Annotated in this window: 12 protein-coding genes and 1 tRNA gene; 8 read left to right on the top strand and 5 right to left on the bottom strand. The window is 66.8% G+C overall.

Annotation, left to right across the window (positions count from 1 at the left end; translation table 11 throughout):
• Positions 1 to 176: 176 nt before the first annotated feature.
• Positions 177 to 1625 (top strand): DHA2 family efflux MFS transporter permease subunit, encoded by a 1449-nt coding sequence (locus tag PKE78_RS04090; protein ID WP_271199564.1) that lies wholly within the window; start codon positions 177 to 179, stop codon positions 1623 to 1625.
• A 2-nt stretch (positions 1626 to 1627) separates the two neighbouring features.
• On the opposite strand, the gene PKE78_RS04095 is transcribed toward PKE78_RS04090, so the two are convergent.
• Positions 1628 to 2548, bottom strand: a complete 921-nt coding sequence (locus tag PKE78_RS04095; RefSeq protein WP_271199565.1) for a UDP-3-O-acyl-N-acetylglucosamine deacetylase — start codon at positions 2546 to 2548, stop codon at positions 1628 to 1630.
• Positions 2549 to 2662: 114 nt separating this feature from the next.
• Between PKE78_RS04095 and PKE78_RS04100 the strand changes: the two genes are divergently transcribed.
• Complete coding sequence (locus PKE78_RS04100; protein ID WP_271199566.1) at positions 2663 to 3169, top strand: superoxide dismutase family protein; 507 nt, start codon at positions 2663 to 2665, stop codon at positions 3167 to 3169.
• Here the strand turns inward: PKE78_RS04100 and PKE78_RS04105 are convergent.
• Positions 3162 to 3965, bottom strand: a complete 804-nt coding sequence (locus tag PKE78_RS04105) for an RlmE family RNA methyltransferase (RefSeq protein ID WP_428981220.1) — start codon at positions 3963 to 3965, stop codon at positions 3162 to 3164. The two genes, PKE78_RS04100 and PKE78_RS04105, sit on opposite strands and share 8 nt — an antisense overlap.
• A complete protein-coding gene (locus PKE78_RS04110; RefSeq protein WP_428981221.1) occupies positions 3962 to 5047 on the bottom strand; it encodes a Ppx/GppA phosphatase family protein in 1086 nt (361 codons plus the stop codon). Before PKE78_RS04110 ends, PKE78_RS04105 begins: the two co-directional genes overlap by 4 nt.
• Before the next feature lie 254 nt (positions 5048 to 5301).
• Here PKE78_RS04110 and PKE78_RS04115 point away from each other — a divergent pair, with 254 nt between their 5' ends.
• On the top strand, positions 5302 to 6969 hold the full coding sequence (locus PKE78_RS04115) for an L-lactate permease (RefSeq protein WP_271199567.1): 1668 nt from the start codon (positions 5302 to 5304) through the stop codon (positions 6967 to 6969).
• 218 nt (positions 6970 to 7187) lie between these two features.
• Positions 7188 to 7261: transfer RNA gene (locus PKE78_RS04120), tRNA-Gln, on the top strand.
• A gap of 113 nt (positions 7262 to 7374) precedes the next feature.
• On the opposite strand, the gene PKE78_RS04125 is transcribed toward PKE78_RS04120, so the two are convergent.
• The gene (locus PKE78_RS04125; RefSeq protein ID WP_271199568.1) at positions 7375 to 7596 is read right to left on the bottom strand and encodes a hypothetical protein; all 222 of its coding nucleotides are present in this window, start codon (positions 7594 to 7596) and stop codon (positions 7375 to 7377) included.
• 19 nt (positions 7597 to 7615) lie between these two features.
• A complete protein-coding gene (locus tag PKE78_RS04130; RefSeq protein ID WP_271199569.1) occupies positions 7616 to 7870 on the bottom strand; it encodes a hypothetical protein in 255 nt (84 codons plus the stop codon).
• Positions 7871 to 8333: 463 nt separating this feature from the next.
• Between PKE78_RS04130 and PKE78_RS04135 the strand changes: the two genes are divergently transcribed.
• From PKE78_RS04135 to PKE78_RS04150, 4 genes are read left to right on the top strand one after another with little or no spacing between them, the layout of a single operon-like run.
• Positions 8334 to 10169, top strand: a complete 1836-nt coding sequence (locus tag PKE78_RS04135) for a type I restriction-modification system subunit M (protein WP_271199570.1) — start codon at positions 8334 to 8336, stop codon at positions 10167 to 10169.
• On the top strand, positions 10166 to 12025 hold the full coding sequence (locus tag PKE78_RS04140; RefSeq protein WP_271199571.1) for a restriction endonuclease subunit S: 1860 nt from the start codon (positions 10166 to 10168) through the stop codon (positions 12023 to 12025). Before PKE78_RS04135 ends, PKE78_RS04140 begins: the two co-directional genes overlap by 4 nt.
• A complete protein-coding gene (locus PKE78_RS04145) occupies positions 12022 to 12939 on the top strand; it encodes a GIY-YIG nuclease family protein (protein WP_271199572.1) in 918 nt (305 codons plus the stop codon). Before PKE78_RS04140 ends, PKE78_RS04145 begins: the two co-directional genes overlap by 4 nt.
• On the top strand, positions 12936 to 16058 hold the full coding sequence (locus PKE78_RS04150) for a type I restriction endonuclease subunit R (protein ID WP_271199573.1): 3123 nt from the start codon (positions 12936 to 12938) through the stop codon (positions 16056 to 16058). Before PKE78_RS04145 ends, PKE78_RS04150 begins: the two co-directional genes overlap by 4 nt.
• Positions 16059 to 16067: the final 9 nt, after the last annotated feature.

Raw genomic sequence — 16067 nt, forward strand, 5'->3', positions numbered from 1 at the left:
CGGACCTTTAGCATGACGCTTCGTCCACGCAAATGACGGAGTCCCGTCGAACGCGCATGGCTTGTCGCCATTTCGGCGCTAGATGACGCCCACCGGCCATGCGCGCGACGCGGTTGAACCGGACGCCCAGGCGGTTCAAGACGCCGCCGTCCGCGCCACGCCGATCAAGGAGCCGCATGCCCGCCCGCGTCCCGACCTCGATTCCCGGCCGTATCCTCGTTCCGCTGATCGTGGCCTGCGCGCTGTTCATGGAGAACCTCGACTCGACGGTGCTCGCGACCTCGCTGCCGGCGATCGCCCGCGAGCTGAACGAGGACCCGATCGACCTCAAGCTGGCGCTGACCTCCTATCTGCTCAGCCTCGCGGTGTTCATCCCCGTCTCCGGCTGGCTCGCGGACCGGCTCGGGTCGCGCCTCGTCTTCCGGGCGGCGATCGCGGTGTTCGCGCTCGGCTCCATGCTCGCCGGACTGTCGTCCTCCATGGCGGAGATCGTCGGCGCCCGGATCGTTCAGGGCATGGGCGGCGCCATGATGGTGCCGGTCGGACGGCTCGTGATCCTGCGGACCGTCCCGAAGTCGGAGCTCGTCGGCGCCCTCGCCTGGCTGACGATCCCAGCGCTGGTCGGGCCGGTGCTCGGGCCTCCGCTCGGCGGCTTCATCACCACCTATTTCTCCTGGCGCTGGATCTTCTGGATCAACCTGCCGATCGCGGCGCTCGGCCTCGTGCTCGCGACCCTCTACATCCCCGACGTCCGCGCCGAGGAGCGCACGCCCTTCGACGGCGTCGGCTTCGTGCTTTCGGGCTTCGGCCTCGCCGCTTTCGTCACCGGCTCGACCACGCTCGGCCTCGACGTTTTGCCGAAGCCGATCGTGATCGCGATCCTGTTCGCGGGGGCCGCTTCGCTCACGGCCTACTGGTTCCACGCCCGTCAGGTCGAGCATCCGATCCTCGACCTGACGCTGTTCCGCATCCCGACCTTCCGCGTCGCCATCCTCGGCGGCTCGCTGTTCCGGATCGGCATCGGGGCCGCGCCCTTCCTGCTGCCGCTGCTGCTGCAGCTTGGCTTCGGGCTGACCGCGTTCCAGTCCGGCATGCTCACCTTCGCATCGGCGCTTGGCGCGCTGGTGATGAAGTTCGCGGCCAAGCCCATCCTGCAGCGGTTCGGCTTCCGCGCCACTCTCGCGATCAACGCCGTGGTCGCGGCCGGCTTCATGACCATGCCTGCGCTGTTCACGCCGGCGACGCCGACGCTGGTGATGCTGGCGGCGCTGCTCGTCGGCGGCTTCTTCCGCTCGCTTGAGTTTACCGCCGTCAATGCGCTCGGCTACGCCGACATCCCTCAGGAGCGCATGAGCCGCGCGACCAGCCTGACGAGCGTCGCCCAGCAGGTGTCGCTGTCGGTCGGCGTCAGCGTCGCGGCGACCATCCTCGAAACCGTGCTCGCGCTGCGCGGCGGAACCGAGCTGGCCGCAGCCGACTTCCCGCCGGCCTTCATCGCCATCGGCCTGATCTCGGCCACCGCCGTCCTGGTGTTCGCGCGGCTCACGCCCGAGGCCGGCGACGAGGTGTCGGGCCATCGGCCGCCGGCGCCCGATCCCGTGACCGCCGCCCGCGACCGCGGCTGACCTCAGACGACGGGCCTCGGCCGGCCGTCCTCGCCGATCGTCACCGCCTCCCACGCCGCGCGGTCCTGCATCAGCAGGGCGAGCAGGCCGTAATTGTGCTCGTGCCCCGGCCGCGAGGCGGTGACGCGGCCGAGCAGCGGCGCGCCGGCGAGCGCGAAGTCGCCAACCATGTCGAGCGCGCGGTGGCGGACGGGTTCGTCCGGCATGCGCAGGCCGCCGACCGCGCCGGCGCCGACCAGCGCCAGCGTGTTCCGCGCGGACGCGCCCTTCAGCACCGGCTCGCCGAACCAGAACAGGCCGATGATCTTGGCCGGCAGCGCCCATTTCAGCCGGCCGAAGCTGCGCGACGGCGCGAGCTCCCGACGAAACGTCTCGGCGTCGGTCGGCCCGATCCATTTAAGCTGGCCGAAATGCGACAGCGTGATCGCGACGCTCATCTCGAAACCGTCGAACGGCTCGATGCGCTGCTTGTGCGCCTTGTGCTGATAGGCGACCCGCTTGCGCACGCGGTAATAGCGGCGCGGCGCGGCGAGCTCCACGCGGCCGGCCGCGAGAATGCGCTCGCACCACGGCTCGGCGCTTCCGTCGAAGATTGGAAGCTCCTCTCCGTCGATCTCCACGAGCGCGTTGTCGACGCCATGCGCCGCGAACGCCGCCATTAGGTGCTCGACCGTGCGCACCAGCGGCCCCTCGCCGACCTGAAGCGCGGTGCAGAGCGGGCGGGAGCGCCGGTTGGTCCAGAGCGCCGGCACGTCGAAGACGCCCTTGCGCGTCCGTCGGCGGAACACGACGCCATGGCCGGCGGGCGCGGGCGTGGCGCGAAGCCTGCTGTGCTTGCCCGTGTGCAGGCCGGCGCCCTCGGCTTCGAAAGCGCCGCCAAGCGTGGCCTCGAAACGGGGCAGAGACGGCGGGAGCGGCCTCACGCGCGCCTCACGACGTCGCGAAGCCGCCGTCCGGGAACCAAGCGTCCGCCCGCGGCGCTTTGCAGGACGACGGCCGGCGGCCTCCGGTCCGGCGCGTCGCGATGGAGGTTCCTCATGAGACGTTCCTTGGCCGCGGCCGGCCTCTCAGCCGCGCTCGCTCTCGGGTCATCGGCGGCGCTCGCCGCCGACACTTACGAAATTCTGGGCAAGGACGGAAAGCGCATCGGCGAGGTCACGCTGACCGGGTCCCCGCATGGAACGCTGATCGATCTGGAGATCGCGGCCGGCAGCCTGGCGGCGGGCAAGCGCGGCATGCATTTCCACGAGAACGCCGATTGCTCCGACGCCGGCGAATACAAGAAATCCGGCTCCCACGCCGGCCATGGCGAAGGCAAGCATGGTCTGCTGAACCCGAACGGACCTGAGCCGGGCGACCTGCCGAACTTGATCGTGCTCTCGGACGGCTCGGCGCAGGCGGCGCTGTTCACGAGCCTAATCAAGCTCGAGGAGCTCAAGGCGGAGAACGGCAGCGCGCTCGTGATCCACGCCGAGAAGGACGACCACACCTCGCAGCCGATCGGCAACGCCGGGGCGCGCGTGGCCTGCGCGGCGATCAAGTAGCCGCGGCGCTCGGGCCGCCTTCCGCGGATCGCTCGTTGGAGCCGTCCGCCCGGACGCCCTCGCCCCGGAAGCCGGTCGCGAGCACGTAGAGCTCGGCCGAATCCTTGCGGCTCGAGGGCGGCTTCACGTGGATGACCTTGGAGAAATCGCGCTTCAGGGCCGCCAGCAGCTCGCCCTCGGTGCCGCCTTGAAACACCTTCGCGAGAAAGGCGCCGCCCGGCGCCAGCACTTCTGAGGCGAACAGGGCGGCCGCCTCCACCAGCGCGACGATGCGCAGATGGTCGGTCTTCTGATGGCCGATTGTGTTGGCCGCCATGTCGGACAGCACCAGGTCGGCCTTGCCGCCGAGGCGCTGCCTGATCAGGTCGGGCGCGGCGTCGTCGAGGAAGTCGAGCACCATGAAGTCGACGCCCGGCAGCGGCTCCATCTCGAGCAGGTCGATGGCGACGATCTTGCCGCGGCCCTTCTCGACGTCGATCCGCCGCGCCGCGATCTGGCTCCAGCCGCCGGGCGCGGCGCCGAGGTCCACGATCTTCTGGCCGGGCTTCAGCAGCTTGTGGCGGTCGTCGATCTCGATCAGCTTGAACGCCGCGCGCGACCGATAGCCCTCGCGTTTCGCCGCCTGGACGTAAGGGTCGTTGAGCTGGCGCTCGAGCCAGAGCGTGGAGGCATGGCTGCGCTTGCGCGCGGTGTAGACCCGCACGCCGAGGCTGCGGGCGCCGCGTCCCGATCCGCCGGCGCCAGCGCCCTTGCCTTTGCCCGCTCCGCCGCCGCCCTTCGCCGGACCGCGGCTCACGAGCGCCGCCCTCTGCGCCGGGGGCCGCGCCGGCGCCACACGCCGTCCTCGCGCATCATCTCCACGAGCAGTCCTTCCCGAAGGCCCCGATCGGCCACCCTGAGCCGCGCCACCGGGAACGCGCGCCGGATCGCCTCCAGAACCGCGCAGCCGGCGAGCACGAGATCCGCTCGGTCCGGACCGATGCACGGGTTCTGGCAGCGCTGGTCGTAGGACATCTCCTTCAGCGACTCCACCACGCGCGTGACGTCGGTCGAGGCCATCCACTGCCCGTCCACCAGCCGCCGCTCGTAGCGCGGCAGGCCGAGATGGACGCCGGCGATGGTGGTGACGGTGCCGGACGTGCCGAGCAGGTGCACGTCGCTGAGCGACGCCGCGAGCGTCTCGCGCTCGGGGAAGGCCTCCAGCAGCCGCCCGACCTCGGCGACCATGTCCTCGAACACGGCGGTCGTGACCTTCACGCCGCCGTACCGCTCGGCGAGCGTCACCACGCCCACGGGGAGCGACGCCCAGGCCCGCATGGCGAGCGCGCCCGGCCCGCCGCCGCGGCGCTCCAGCCACACGACTTCCGAGGAGCCGCCGCCGATGTCGAACAGGATGACGCCGCCCGCGGCCGGATCGGCGAGCGAGGCGCAGCCGGCCGCGGCGAGGCGCGCTTCGGTCGCGCGGTCGATCACTTCGAGGTCGAGCCCGGTCTCGCGCTTCACGCGGTCGAGGAAGCGGCCGCCGTTCGCGGCCTGCCGGCACGCCTCTGTGGCGATCAGGCGGGCGCGTGTCACGCCGCGCGCCGCCATCTTGTCCCGGCAGATGGCGAGCGCCGCCACCGCGCGGCCGATCGCGTCCTCGCAGAGGTCGCCGGTGTGGGCGAGCCCCTCGCCGAGCCGCACGATGCGGGAGAACGAATCCACCACCCGGAAGCCGCCGGAGCGGTCCGGGCGCGCGACCAGCAGGCGGCAGTTGTTGGTGCCGAGATCGAGCGCGGCGTAGATCGGCGCGGCCGACTGCTGCGCCGCCCCCGGAAGCTTCGGAGAAGACGCCTTCAAGGCTTCGGCGTCGCCGAGCGACGCGATGGGCTCGGACAAGAGCGACCGTCCTTCAGCCGGGCGCGACCTGCGCGCTCAAGGCCATTCGGGGAATGTGCGTTGCCGGAAACTGTATCAGCCGCGCCACGCCCCGCAAAGCGCGGCCCACGCCGCCGCCTTTCCCCGCCTTTGCGTCGAATATCCGTGGAGGAACGGCCGGACGGCGGCGGAACGTGGCGACATTCGTTGGCCTTTCGAACAAAAGTGCGGTAACGGCGCCGTTATCAGAAGCCTCCGGGAGGAATGAAGCCCTGATGATGTGGTCCCAGGTATACGACCCGTTCGGCAACGCGGTGATATCGACGCTGGTCGCGGCGATCCCGATCGTGGTGCTGCTCGCCGGCATCGGCGTGTTCCACATGAAGGCGCACACCGCCGCCATCGCCGGCCTCGGCGCGGCGCTGGTCATCGCCGTGTTCGCCCATGGCATGCCCGCCGACAAGGCCGGCATGACCGCGCTCTACGGCGCCGCCTACGGCCTGCTGCCGATCGGCTGGATCATCCTGAACATCATCTTCCTGTACCAGCTCACCAACGAGAAGGGGTACTTCAAGATCCTGCAGGACTCGATCGCCGGCATCACCGAGGACCGCCGGCTCCAGCTCCTGCTGATCGCCTTCTCCTTCGGCGCGTTCTTCGAAGGCGCGGCGGGCTTCGGCACCCCGGTCGCCGTCACCGGCGCCATCCTGATCGGCCTCGGCTTCTCGCCGCTCGCCGCCTCCGGTCTGTCGCTGATCGCGAACACCGCGCCGGTCGCCTACGGCGCCCTCGGCACGCCGGTGATCGCGCTCGCGGCGGTCACCGACCTGCCGCTGCTCGACCTGTCGGCGATGATCGGCCGTCAGCTTCCGTTCTTCTCGGTCATCGTGCCGTTCTGGCTGATCGCGGCCTTCGCGGGCTTCCGCGGCATGGCGCAGATCTGGCCGGCGATCCTGATCGCGGGCGTGACCTTCGCCATCCCGCAATATCTGGTCTCGAACTATCACGGGCCCTGGCTGGTCGACGTGGTGGCGGCGATCGCTTCGATCGTGAGCCTGACGCTGTTCCTGCGCGTCTGGCGCCCGGCCGTGGTCTGGACCTCCGCCGACGGCTCCGCGCCGGCGGACGCGGCCGTCGCGACTGCGACCGAACCGTCCGTCACGCGCCATCCCACGGGCCTGGTGATCCGGGCCTGGATCCCGTGGCTGATCCTCTCGGTGGTCGTGTTCTGCTGGGGCATCCCGCAAGTGCGGGCGTTCCTCGACGGCGTCTCGCTGCTCGCCTTCGAGGTGCCGACCGTCCACAACCTGATCCAGCGCGTGCCGCCGGTCGTCGCGGCGGCGAAGGCCGAGGCCGCCGTCTACAAGCTCAACTGGCTGTCGGCGACCGGCTCCGGCATCTTCTTGTCGGCGATCGTCGCCGGCTTCGTGATGGGGTTCTCGCCGCTCGCGATGCTGAAGACCTACTGGCGCACGCTGGTGCTGGTGCGGTTCTCGCTGCTCACCATCGCCGCCATGCTCGCGCTCGGCTTCGTCACCCGCTACTCCGGCGTCGACGCCACGCTCGGCCTCGCCTTCGCGCAGACCGGCTGGCTCTACCCGTTCTTCGGCGCGATGCTCGGCTGGCTCGGCGTCGCGCTGACGGGCTCGGACACCTCGTCCAACGTGCTGTTCGGCTCGCTCCAGCGCATCTCCGCCGAGCAGCTCGGTCTGTCGCCGACGCTGATGGCGGCCGCCAACTCCTCCGGCGGCGTCATGGGCAAGATGATCGACGCCCAGTCCATCGTCGTGGCCTCGACCGCCACCCGCTGGTACGGGCACGAGGGCGACATCCTGCGCTACGTGTTCTTCCACTCGCTGGCGCTCGCCAGCCTGATGGGCCTGCTGATCATGGCCCAAGCCTATATACCGCCGTTCACCTACATGGTGATCGGCGCGCCCTGACGGCGCGCCGGTCGCGACCGAAACGACGGCCGGCGGCGCAAGCCGCCGGCCGTTCCGCGCGCGATCGCGGCGACGCCGGACCGGGTCTCCTCCGCGGCTCCGCGCCGCGCTTTGCCCTTGCCTCGCCGGGGCGAACCCGCTAGAGGGAGCGGACCACGACGGGGCCTGCGCCCCGGAGCGTCGCAGCGGCCGGTCGTTCCGGCCACGGACGGCGACGGTGGGGGATAGTTTAACGGTAGAACTACCGACTCTGACTCGGTCAGTCCTGGTTCGAATCCAGGTCCCCCAGCCAACTCTCAATACTCGTTCATTCTCTTGAGATCTTGACCGCCACCCGGCGCGCTCATGGCAGCAAACCATGGCAGCGCCAGCCGGCAGCAGAATGTCCGCAAGCGACTCCGGCGCCTATCTCGATTGAGGCGTGAGCGCGATCGCGCAGGCCCGGGCCTTGTCGTCGCCGACGCCGATGGCGCGCAAGGCGTCGTAGATGGTGAAGTCGCCCACCACAGGCTGGTGAGCTGAAGACGGCGGCTGCGGCGTCAACGCGACCGCCACGGCCATCGCCTTGTCGTCCGCTATGCCGACCTCGATCAGCACGTCGTAGACGTCGGTGTTGAACAAGGTCATGGACCTGCCCCTTCGGCTTTCAATCAAGGTCTCGATAAAGCGAGGCAGGCCAGATCCGTCCTACGGCGCCGAGCACGAGCATGATCTTGGTGACGTCCGGTCCGCCAGTCAGGATGCAGGTGGTGGCCGCCGCCTTCAATAAGGCGTCCACCAGTTCAGGAAATGGTTCGCGACCGATATCGACGAGCGCGACCTCGATCTCCCGCGGGCCCCCGCACACGATCCGCGCGCGGAGGAGGAAGTAAGTCCCGTCGGACAAATACATCTCGCGCATCTGCGGCTATCACTAGTGACCGACACCGAGCCACCGAATGCTTGATTCGTCAGCAGACGTCAAAATGTATTTGACCAGCAAGCAAGAATAGTAAGTCATTCGTTATTTACATTTTTCGTCAATTAGCGCTTTCGTTATTTCGTTACAGCCGCGCCACTTGATGACGTCGTTGGCCTGCAACGCGGCCGGAGCGATCTCGACGCGCAGACCAGACCGCTCCCTGATCGGCCTCTCAGGAGTGTGCCTCCGGTGCCTGTGACCCATCAGGCGCACCGCCGAGCGATCCGCTCGGCTGGTCGCCGTCAGGTGTTCCGCTTTTCCCCGCCGCTATCTAGGCTTGCACCCGCAGGGGAATCTGCTTCGGGGAAGACGTCGCCGCGCTGGTTGGCGACCATCGTTGATTTTCGATCGGGGTAAAACGCTCCGCGGCCGTTCCTCGGGCCGCCGGGGCGACGGGTGAAGCATGAACCATCAAGCGCTGGCGTCGTTCATTTGGTCGGTCGCGGACCTGCTCCGCGGCGACTACAAGCAGTCCGAATACGGCCGGGTGATTCTGCCCTTTACGGTGCTGCGGCGCCTCGACTGCGTGCTCGAGCCCACCAAGGCTGTGGTGCTGGCCGAGCACAAGGCGAAGAGCGCGCTCGGCGTGAACCCGGAGCCATTCCTGCTGCGCGCCGCCAAGGCCGGTTTCTACAACGCCGACCCGCTCGACCTGCCCAAACTGATGGGCGACCAGGACAACATCCGCGCGAACCTCAGCCGCTACGTCGAGGGCTTCTCGCCGGCGGTGCGCGACATCTTCGAGCAGTTCGACTTCCACACCCAGATCGACCGGCTCGCTAAGACCGGGCTGCTCTATCAGGTCACCGAGAAGTTTACGCGCATCGACCTCCACCCCGAGAAGGTCGACAACGCCGCGATGGGCCTCGCCTTCGAGGAGCTGATCCGCAAGTTCGCGGAGATCTCCAACGAGACGGCCGGAGAGCACTTCACCCCACGAGAGGTGATCCGGCTCATGGTCAACCTGCTGTTCGTCGAGGACGACGAGGCGCTGACCAAGCCGGGCGTCGTCCGCACGATCTACGACCCGACGGCCGGCACCGGCGGCATGCTCTCGATCGCGGGCGAGTATCTCGCCGAGCACAATCCCCAGGGGCACCTGACCATGTTCGGTCAGGAGCTGAACCCGGAGTCCTACGCGATCTGCAAGGCGGACATGCTCATTAAGGGGCAGGACATCGCCAACATCGCGCCGGGCAACACGCTTTCCGAAGACGGCCACCACGGGCGCCGGTTCGACTACATGCTGTCGAACCCGCCCTTCGGCGTCGAATGGAAGAAGGTCGAGAAGCAGGTCCGCACCGAGCACGAGCAGCGGGGCTTCGACGGGCGCTTCGGCCCCGGCCTGCCCCGCGTGTCGGACGGCTCGCTGCTGTTCCTCATGCACCTGCTCTCGAAGATGCGCCTGCGCGAAGAAGGCGGTTGTCGCTTCGGCATCGTGCTCAACGGCTCGCCGCTGTTCACGGGCGGCGCCGGCAGCGGCGAGAGCGAGATCCGTCGCTACGTGCTCGAGAACGATCTGGTCGAGGCGATCGTCGCCCTGCCGACGGACATGTTCTACAACACGGGCATCTCCACCTATGTCTGGATCCTCAGCAACAAGAAGCCCGAGACGCGCCGCGGCAAGGTCCAGCTGATCGACGCAAGCTCGTTCTGGCGCAAGATGCGCAAGACGCTCGGCTCGAAGCGCAAGGAGATGTCGCCCGAGCAGATCGACACCGTGACGCGGCTGTTCGGCGGGTTCGTCGAGGCGCGGCTCGCGACGCTGTTCAACGCAGAGGGCAAGGAGATCGGCCGCGAGGTCGTGCTCGAGGGCGCGGCCGAGCCTGCGGCGCCCGAGGGCGGCAAGGTCAAGTTCGCGCCGCTCTCACGCATCTTCGCGAACAGCGCCTTCGGCTATCGCACCATCACGGTCGAGCGACCGCTGCTCGACGAGGCCGGCAAGCCCGTCATCGGCCAGCGCGGTAAAACGAAGGGCAAGCCGCAGGCGGACTCGAGCCTGCGCGACACCGAGAACGTGCCGCTCGACGAGGAGGTCGAGGCCTACTTCGAGCGCGAGGTGCTGCCGCACGCAGCCGACGCGTGGATCGACCACGACAAGACAAGGACGGGTTACGAGATCCCGTTCACGCGGCACTTCTACGTGTTCGAGCCGCCGCGGGCGCTTGGCGAGATCGACGCTGACCTCGACGCTGTCACGACGCGCATCAAGGCCATGCTCGAGGGGCTGGCGGCATGAGTTTCAAATCTTACCCTAACGTCTCAGAAAGCAATATCGCGTGGTTAGGAGAAATACCAAGCCATTGGACCATTGCTCGCGTCAGACATCTATTCTGCATCAAGAAGCGAATAGCTGGAGAGATCGGCCATGACATACTGTCCATTACTCAGTCCGGCATTCGCATCAAGGACACGGAGAGCAACGACGGCCAGCTCTCAATGGACTACTCTAAGTATCAATTAGTTTACCCTGGCGACTACGCCATGAATCACATGGACCTGCTAACCGGATGGATCGACATCGCGAGCGCTCCCGGCGTAACTAGTCCTGATTATCGCGTATTCGCCAAACGAGATAATGACAACATCAATTCGCGATATTTCTTATACATCTTCCAGATGGGGTATGAGCAGGAGCTTTTCTATCCATTGGGTCAGGGGTCCTCGCAACTAGGTAGATGGCGACTTCCGTCTGACGCATTCAACGAATTTACTTTGCCGGTTCCGCCCTTGGACGAGCAAACAGCCATCGCCGCCTTCCTCGACCGCGAGACGGCAAAGATCGACGCGCTGGTGGAGGAGCAGCGGCGCTTGATCGCGCTGCTGAAGGAGAAGCGGCAGGCCGTCATCTCCCACGCCGTCACCAAGGGCCTGAACCCCGAGGCCGCGATGATGGACAGCGGCGTCGAGTGGCTTGGCGAGGTGCCGGCGCACTGGGAGGTCAAGGCGCTTAAAAGAGCGGTGTTCTTCCAGCGAGGGCATGATCTTCCTGCCGATGACAGGGTTTCTGGGCCCATCCCGATAGTGTCTTCAGCAGGTATTTCCGGCTATCACGACACTGCGATAACGTCGTCTGCAACGATCGTAACTGGACGATATGGTTCAATAGGGCAATTTTACTTATTGCAACAGCCGTGTTGGCCTTTAAATACAGCGCTCTATAGCGTCGAGATCGCGCTTCCGAATCCACATTTCGTGAAGTATTTGCTAATGAATGTCTCGCATCTATTTGTGATGAATGCAGCAAAATCAGCCGTCCCTGGCGTTGATCGTAATGACGTCCATCCGCTGAAAGTATCCGTCCCTCCTCCAACTGAACAAGAGCAGATAGTCGGATATTTGCAGTCGCAGGAAAGCCAGATCGATGAGGCGGTAAGCGTTTGCGAGAGCGCGATCGATTTGCTGAATGAGCGCCGTGCTGCCCTGATCTCGGCGGCAGTCACAGGCAAGATTGACGTGCGCGGCTCCGCCAAGGTGCTGCCGTTCCCCGTCGATCGAGCTCGCGCTCGCCGGCTGATCGCCGCCGAGATCATCGACCGCTCGGCGCATCAAGCGACCTTCGGGCGGACAAAACTGCAAAAGCTCCTCTACCTCGTCGAGGCCCACGCCAACGTCAACGAACTCGCGGGACGCTACGTCCGCATGCCCTACGGTCCTTTGGACCAGGATATGATCGACGAGATAGAGGGTGCGGCCGCTGATATGGGTTTCGCCGTCGATGATCCCGGCAACCGCAAGATGGTTCGATATCGCCCCGTTGCGGCTCGAGGCCGTAGTCGTGGTGAACTCGCTGAATGGTTAGGCGACGATCGCGTCGCCAAGCTGGACAAGCTCATCACAGATTTCGCCGACCTCGACACGCGCGCCGCCGAGGCCGTCGCCACGCTCTACGCCGTCTGGAACGACGCCCTGATCGATGGCGAGACGCCGTCAGATGACTGGATCGTCAACGGCTTCCTGACCGCGTGGAATAAGACGAAGGCCGAGAATTTCGACCGCCATGAGCTTCCGCACCGGTTGGGCTGGATGCGCCGCCACGGCCTCGTGCCGACAGGCGCCGGGCCGAAGACCAACATCGGCGGGCTGTTCGCATGAGCCAGACCGTCGGGCAGTCGCTGGAGCTCTACTATGTCGACGGCCGCCCAGACGGCATGGTCACGGCGGAGATGTTCAATTGGACGGGGCACGTGCTCACGGCGCCGCGCACGCAGATCCAGGCGGCGCTCGGGCGCTCCGAGGCGGGATACACCGGCGTCTACCTGCTGCTCGGCGAGACAGAGGAAGGCCAGCCGCTCGCCTACGTGGGAGAAGGCGAGGACATCAGCAGCCGCATTCGGAGCCACGACGTCAAGCGCGACTGGTGGACGACGGCCGTGCTGGTCACGGCGACCGCGAACCGCCTGAACAAGGCGCACGCGAAGTATCTCGAGTCGCGGCTGATCGAGGTGGCCCGCCGCGTCGGCCGCACGCCGCTCGAGAATGGCCCCCAGCCTGCTCGCCCCAGCCTCTCGGAGGCCGACATCGCCAAGATGGAGGCGTTCCTCGAGAACCTCCTGATGGTTCTGCCTGCTGTTCGAGTCGACCTGTTCGTGCAGAGCGCCCGTCCTCCGGTGAAGCCGAGAACGGAGACAGCGCCGGACCCGAAGTCGGAAGCCGTGCGGTTCACGCTCGACCTAAAGAAGCACGGGATCACGGCGACCGCCTTCTATCTCGACGGTGAATTGGTCGTTGAGAGCGGATCCAGGGCGCGAATACATTGGACCGGGGAGCCCAACAGCTCCTATGAAAAGCTTCACAACGAGCTTGTTCGCGCCGGTGTGCTGGCCCCTCAAGGGGGGCACTGCGTGTTCACTCAGAACTACGCGTTCAAGAGCCCCAGCGCCGCTGCCGCCGTCATCAAAGGCCGCAACTCCAACGGCCTGACGTCTTGGCGGTTGGAGGGCAGCGGCTTGACCTACAAGGAGTGGGAAGCTCAGGAGCTGGATGCGCAGGTAGAGGCTTTGATTTGAGCCTGCACAAGGAGATCAGCTTCGAGGACGAGATCTGCGCGCATCTCGCGGCGCATGGCTGGATCTACGAGCCGGGCGCCGCCGCGCACTACGACCGTCAGCGGGCGCTGTTCCCGGCGGACCTCGTGGCATGGGTGCAGCAGACCCAGCCCAAGGCGTGGGAGGCTCTCGGCCGCAGCCACAGCGCGGACGCCGCCGCGGCGCTGCTCGACCGCGTCCGCAAGCAGATCGACGACCGTGGCGCTCCCGACGTCATCCGGCACGGCGTCGACATGGTGGGCGTGAAGGGGCGCATCGAACTCGCTCAGTTCCGCCCGGCGTTCGGGACGAACCCTGTCATCATCGCGGCCTATCAGGCGAACCGTCTGCGCGTCGTGCGGCAGCTCCGCTACTCCGCGGCGAACGAGAACTCGATCGACGTCGCGCTGTTCCTGAACGGCGTGCCAGTCGCGACCCTCGAACTCAAGACCGACTTCACCCAGTCGATCGCCGACGCCATCGACCAGTTTCGGTTCGACCGACTGCCACAGCCGAAGGGAAAGGCACGCGAGCCGCTGCTGTCGTTCCCCGGCGGCGCGCTGGTGCACTTCGCGGTGAGCAACAGCGAAGTCCACATGACGACCAAGCTCGCCGGCCCGGCGACGCGGTTCCTGCCATTCAACAAGGGCGACCATGGCGGCGCCGGCAACCCGACGAACCCGCACGGGCACCGGACCGCCTATCTGTGGGAGGAGGTTCTCGAACGCGAGAGCTGGCTCGAGATCATCGGCCGCTACCTCGTCGCCCAGCGGAACGCCAAGAACGCGATCACTAGCGTGATCTTCCCGCGCTATCACCAGCTCGACGCGACCCGGAAGCTCGCGGCGGCGGTGCGCGCTGAAGGACCAGGCGGCAAATACCTGATCCAGCACTCCGCCGGCTCCGGCAAGACGAACTCGATCGCCTGGGCCGCGCACTTCCTCGCCGACCTGCACGACGAGGCGGACAGGAAGCTGTTCTCGACGGTGATCGTCGTCTCCGACCGCAACGTCATCGACTCCCAGCTGCAGGATGCGCTGTTTGGGTTCGAGCGCACCACCGGCGTCGTGGCGACGATCCGCAGCGAGGGCGGCGCCAAGAGCGGCCAGCTCGCCGAGGCGCTGGCGCAGGGTAAGAAGATCATCGTCTGCACGATCCAGACCTTCCCCTTCGCGCTCGACGCTGTGCGCGAGCTCGCGGCCACCGAGGGTAAGCGGTTCGCCGTGATCGCCGACGAGGCGCACAGCTCTCAGACCGGCGAGGCCGCGAAGAAGCTCAAGCAGTTGCTGTCGCCGCAGGAGATCGCCGACCTTCAGGACGGCGGCGAGATGAGCGCCGAGGACATCCTCGCCGCCCAGATGGCCGCGCGAGCCGGCGAGACCGGCGTCACCTACGTCGCCTTCACCGCGACTCCGAAGGCCAAGACGCTCGAGCTGTTCGGCCGCAGGCCGGACCCTGACCAGCCGCCCGGCCCCGCCAACCTGCCGGCGGCGTTCCACGTTTATAGCATGCGCCAGGCCATCGAGGAGGGCTTCATCCTCGACGTGCTGAAGAACTACACGCCCTACAAGTTGGCCTTTCGGCTCGCGAACGACGGGCAGGACTGGGAGCAGCAGGAGGTCGAGCGCAGCGCCGCGCTAAAGGGCATTATGCGCTGGGTGCGCCTCCACCCCTACAACATCGCCAAGAAGGTCGAGATCGTCGTCGAGCACTACCGCGAGAACGTCCAGCCGTTGCTCGAGGGCAAGGCGAAGGCGATGGTCGTGCTCGGAAGCCGGGTCGAGGCGGTCCGCTGGAAGCTCGCGATCGACAGCTACATCAAATCGAAGGGCTACGGGCTCGGCACGCTGGCGGCGTTCTCGGGCGAGGTGAACGACCGGGAGTCGAGCGAAGAGCCGTTCACGGAGGCGAGCGCCACGTTGAACCCCGGCCTCAAGGGACGGGACATCCGCGAGGCCTTCGCCGGTGCCGACTTCCACCTGTTGCTGGTCGCCAACAAATTCCAGACCGGGTTCGATCAGCCCCTGCTCTGCGGGATGTATGTCGATCGGCGGCTCGCAGGGATACAGGCGGTCCAGACCCTCTCGCGCCTCAACCGCGCCCATCCCGGCAAGGACACCACCTACGTCCTCGACTTCGTGAACTCGTCCGAGGAGATCCTGACCGCCTTCCGCACCTACTACGACACGGCGGAGCTCGAAGGCGTCACGGATCCGAACATCGTCCTCGACCTCAAGGCCAAGCTCGACGCCAGCGGGCACTATGACGAGTTCGAGGTGGACCGTGTCGCCGCCGTCGAGATGGACCCGAAGTCCAAGCAAGGCGACCTGATCGCGGCGATCGAGCCGGTGGCGGATCGCCTTCTCAAGCGGTTCAAGGCTGCACAGGAGCGCTTGCTGCGCGCCACCGAGCAGGAAGACGGCGTCGGTGCCGGGGAGGCCAAGGACGAGCTCGACGCGCTGCTGCTGTTCAGGGCCGACACGGTCGCCTACCAGAGCGCCTACAGCTTCCTGTCCCAGATATTCGATTACGCGAACACGGCCGTCGAGAAGCGCTTCCTGTTCTACAAGCGTCTCGTGCCGCTACTCGAGTTCGGCCGGGAGCGTGAGGGCGTCGACCTCTCGAAGGTGACGCTGACCCACCACAACCTCAGGAACGAGGGCCAGCGCCGCCTCGACGTTTCGGAACGCGACGAGACGAAGCTGATGCCCATCACCGGGATGGGCTCGGGCTCGGTGCAGGAGAAGGAGAAGGCGCTCCTCGCCGAAATCATCGCGCGAGTGAACGACCTCTTCGGCGGCGACACCACCGACGGCGACCAGTTGAGCTACGTGACGACGCTGCGGGACAAGATGCTCGAGTCCGAGATCCTGGTGACGCAGGCGGCCAACAACACCAAGGCGCAGTTCGACAACTCGCCGACCCTGACGGCGGAGCTGATGAACGCCATCATCGACGCCTTCGAGGCGCACTCGTCGCTCAGCAAGCAGGCCCTCGACTCTTCAAAGGTGCGCGACGGGCTCAAGGACGTGCTGCTGGGGCCTGCGCAGCTCTACGAGGCGTTGCGCGCCCGTGCTGACCAAGCGACCGCGGGCGCATGATCGTCTGCT

The sequence above is a fragment of the Methylopila turkensis genome (genome assembly GCF_027922325.1).
Lineage (GTDB): Bacteria > Pseudomonadota > Alphaproteobacteria > Rhizobiales > Methylopilaceae > Methylopila > Methylopila turkensis.

Coding starts and splice junctions, on each gene's coding strand:
- PKE78_RS04090 (WP_271199564.1), top strand. CDS start 177: ATGCCCGCCCGCGTCCCGACCTCGATTCCCGGCCGTATCCTCGTTCCG.
- PKE78_RS04100 (WP_271199566.1), top strand. CDS start 2,663: ATGAGACGTTCCTTGGCCGCGGCCGGCCTCTCAGCCGCGCTCGCTCTC.
- PKE78_RS04115 (WP_271199567.1), top strand. CDS start 5,302: ATGATGTGGTCCCAGGTATACGACCCGTTCGGCAACGCGGTGATATCG.
- PKE78_RS04125 (WP_271199568.1), bottom strand. CDS start 7,596: ATGACCTTGTTCAACACCGACGTCTACGACGTGCTGATCGAGGTCGGC.
- PKE78_RS04130 (WP_271199569.1), bottom strand. CDS start 7,870: ATGCGCGAGATGTATTTGTCCGACGGGACTTACTTCCTCCTCCGCGCG.
- PKE78_RS04135 (WP_271199570.1), top strand. CDS start 8,334: ATGAACCATCAAGCGCTGGCGTCGTTCATTTGGTCGGTCGCGGACCTG.
- PKE78_RS04140 (WP_271199571.1), top strand. CDS start 10,166: ATGAGTTTCAAATCTTACCCTAACGTCTCAGAAAGCAATATCGCGTGG.
- PKE78_RS04145 (WP_271199572.1), top strand. CDS start 12,022: ATGAGCCAGACCGTCGGGCAGTCGCTGGAGCTCTACTATGTCGACGGC.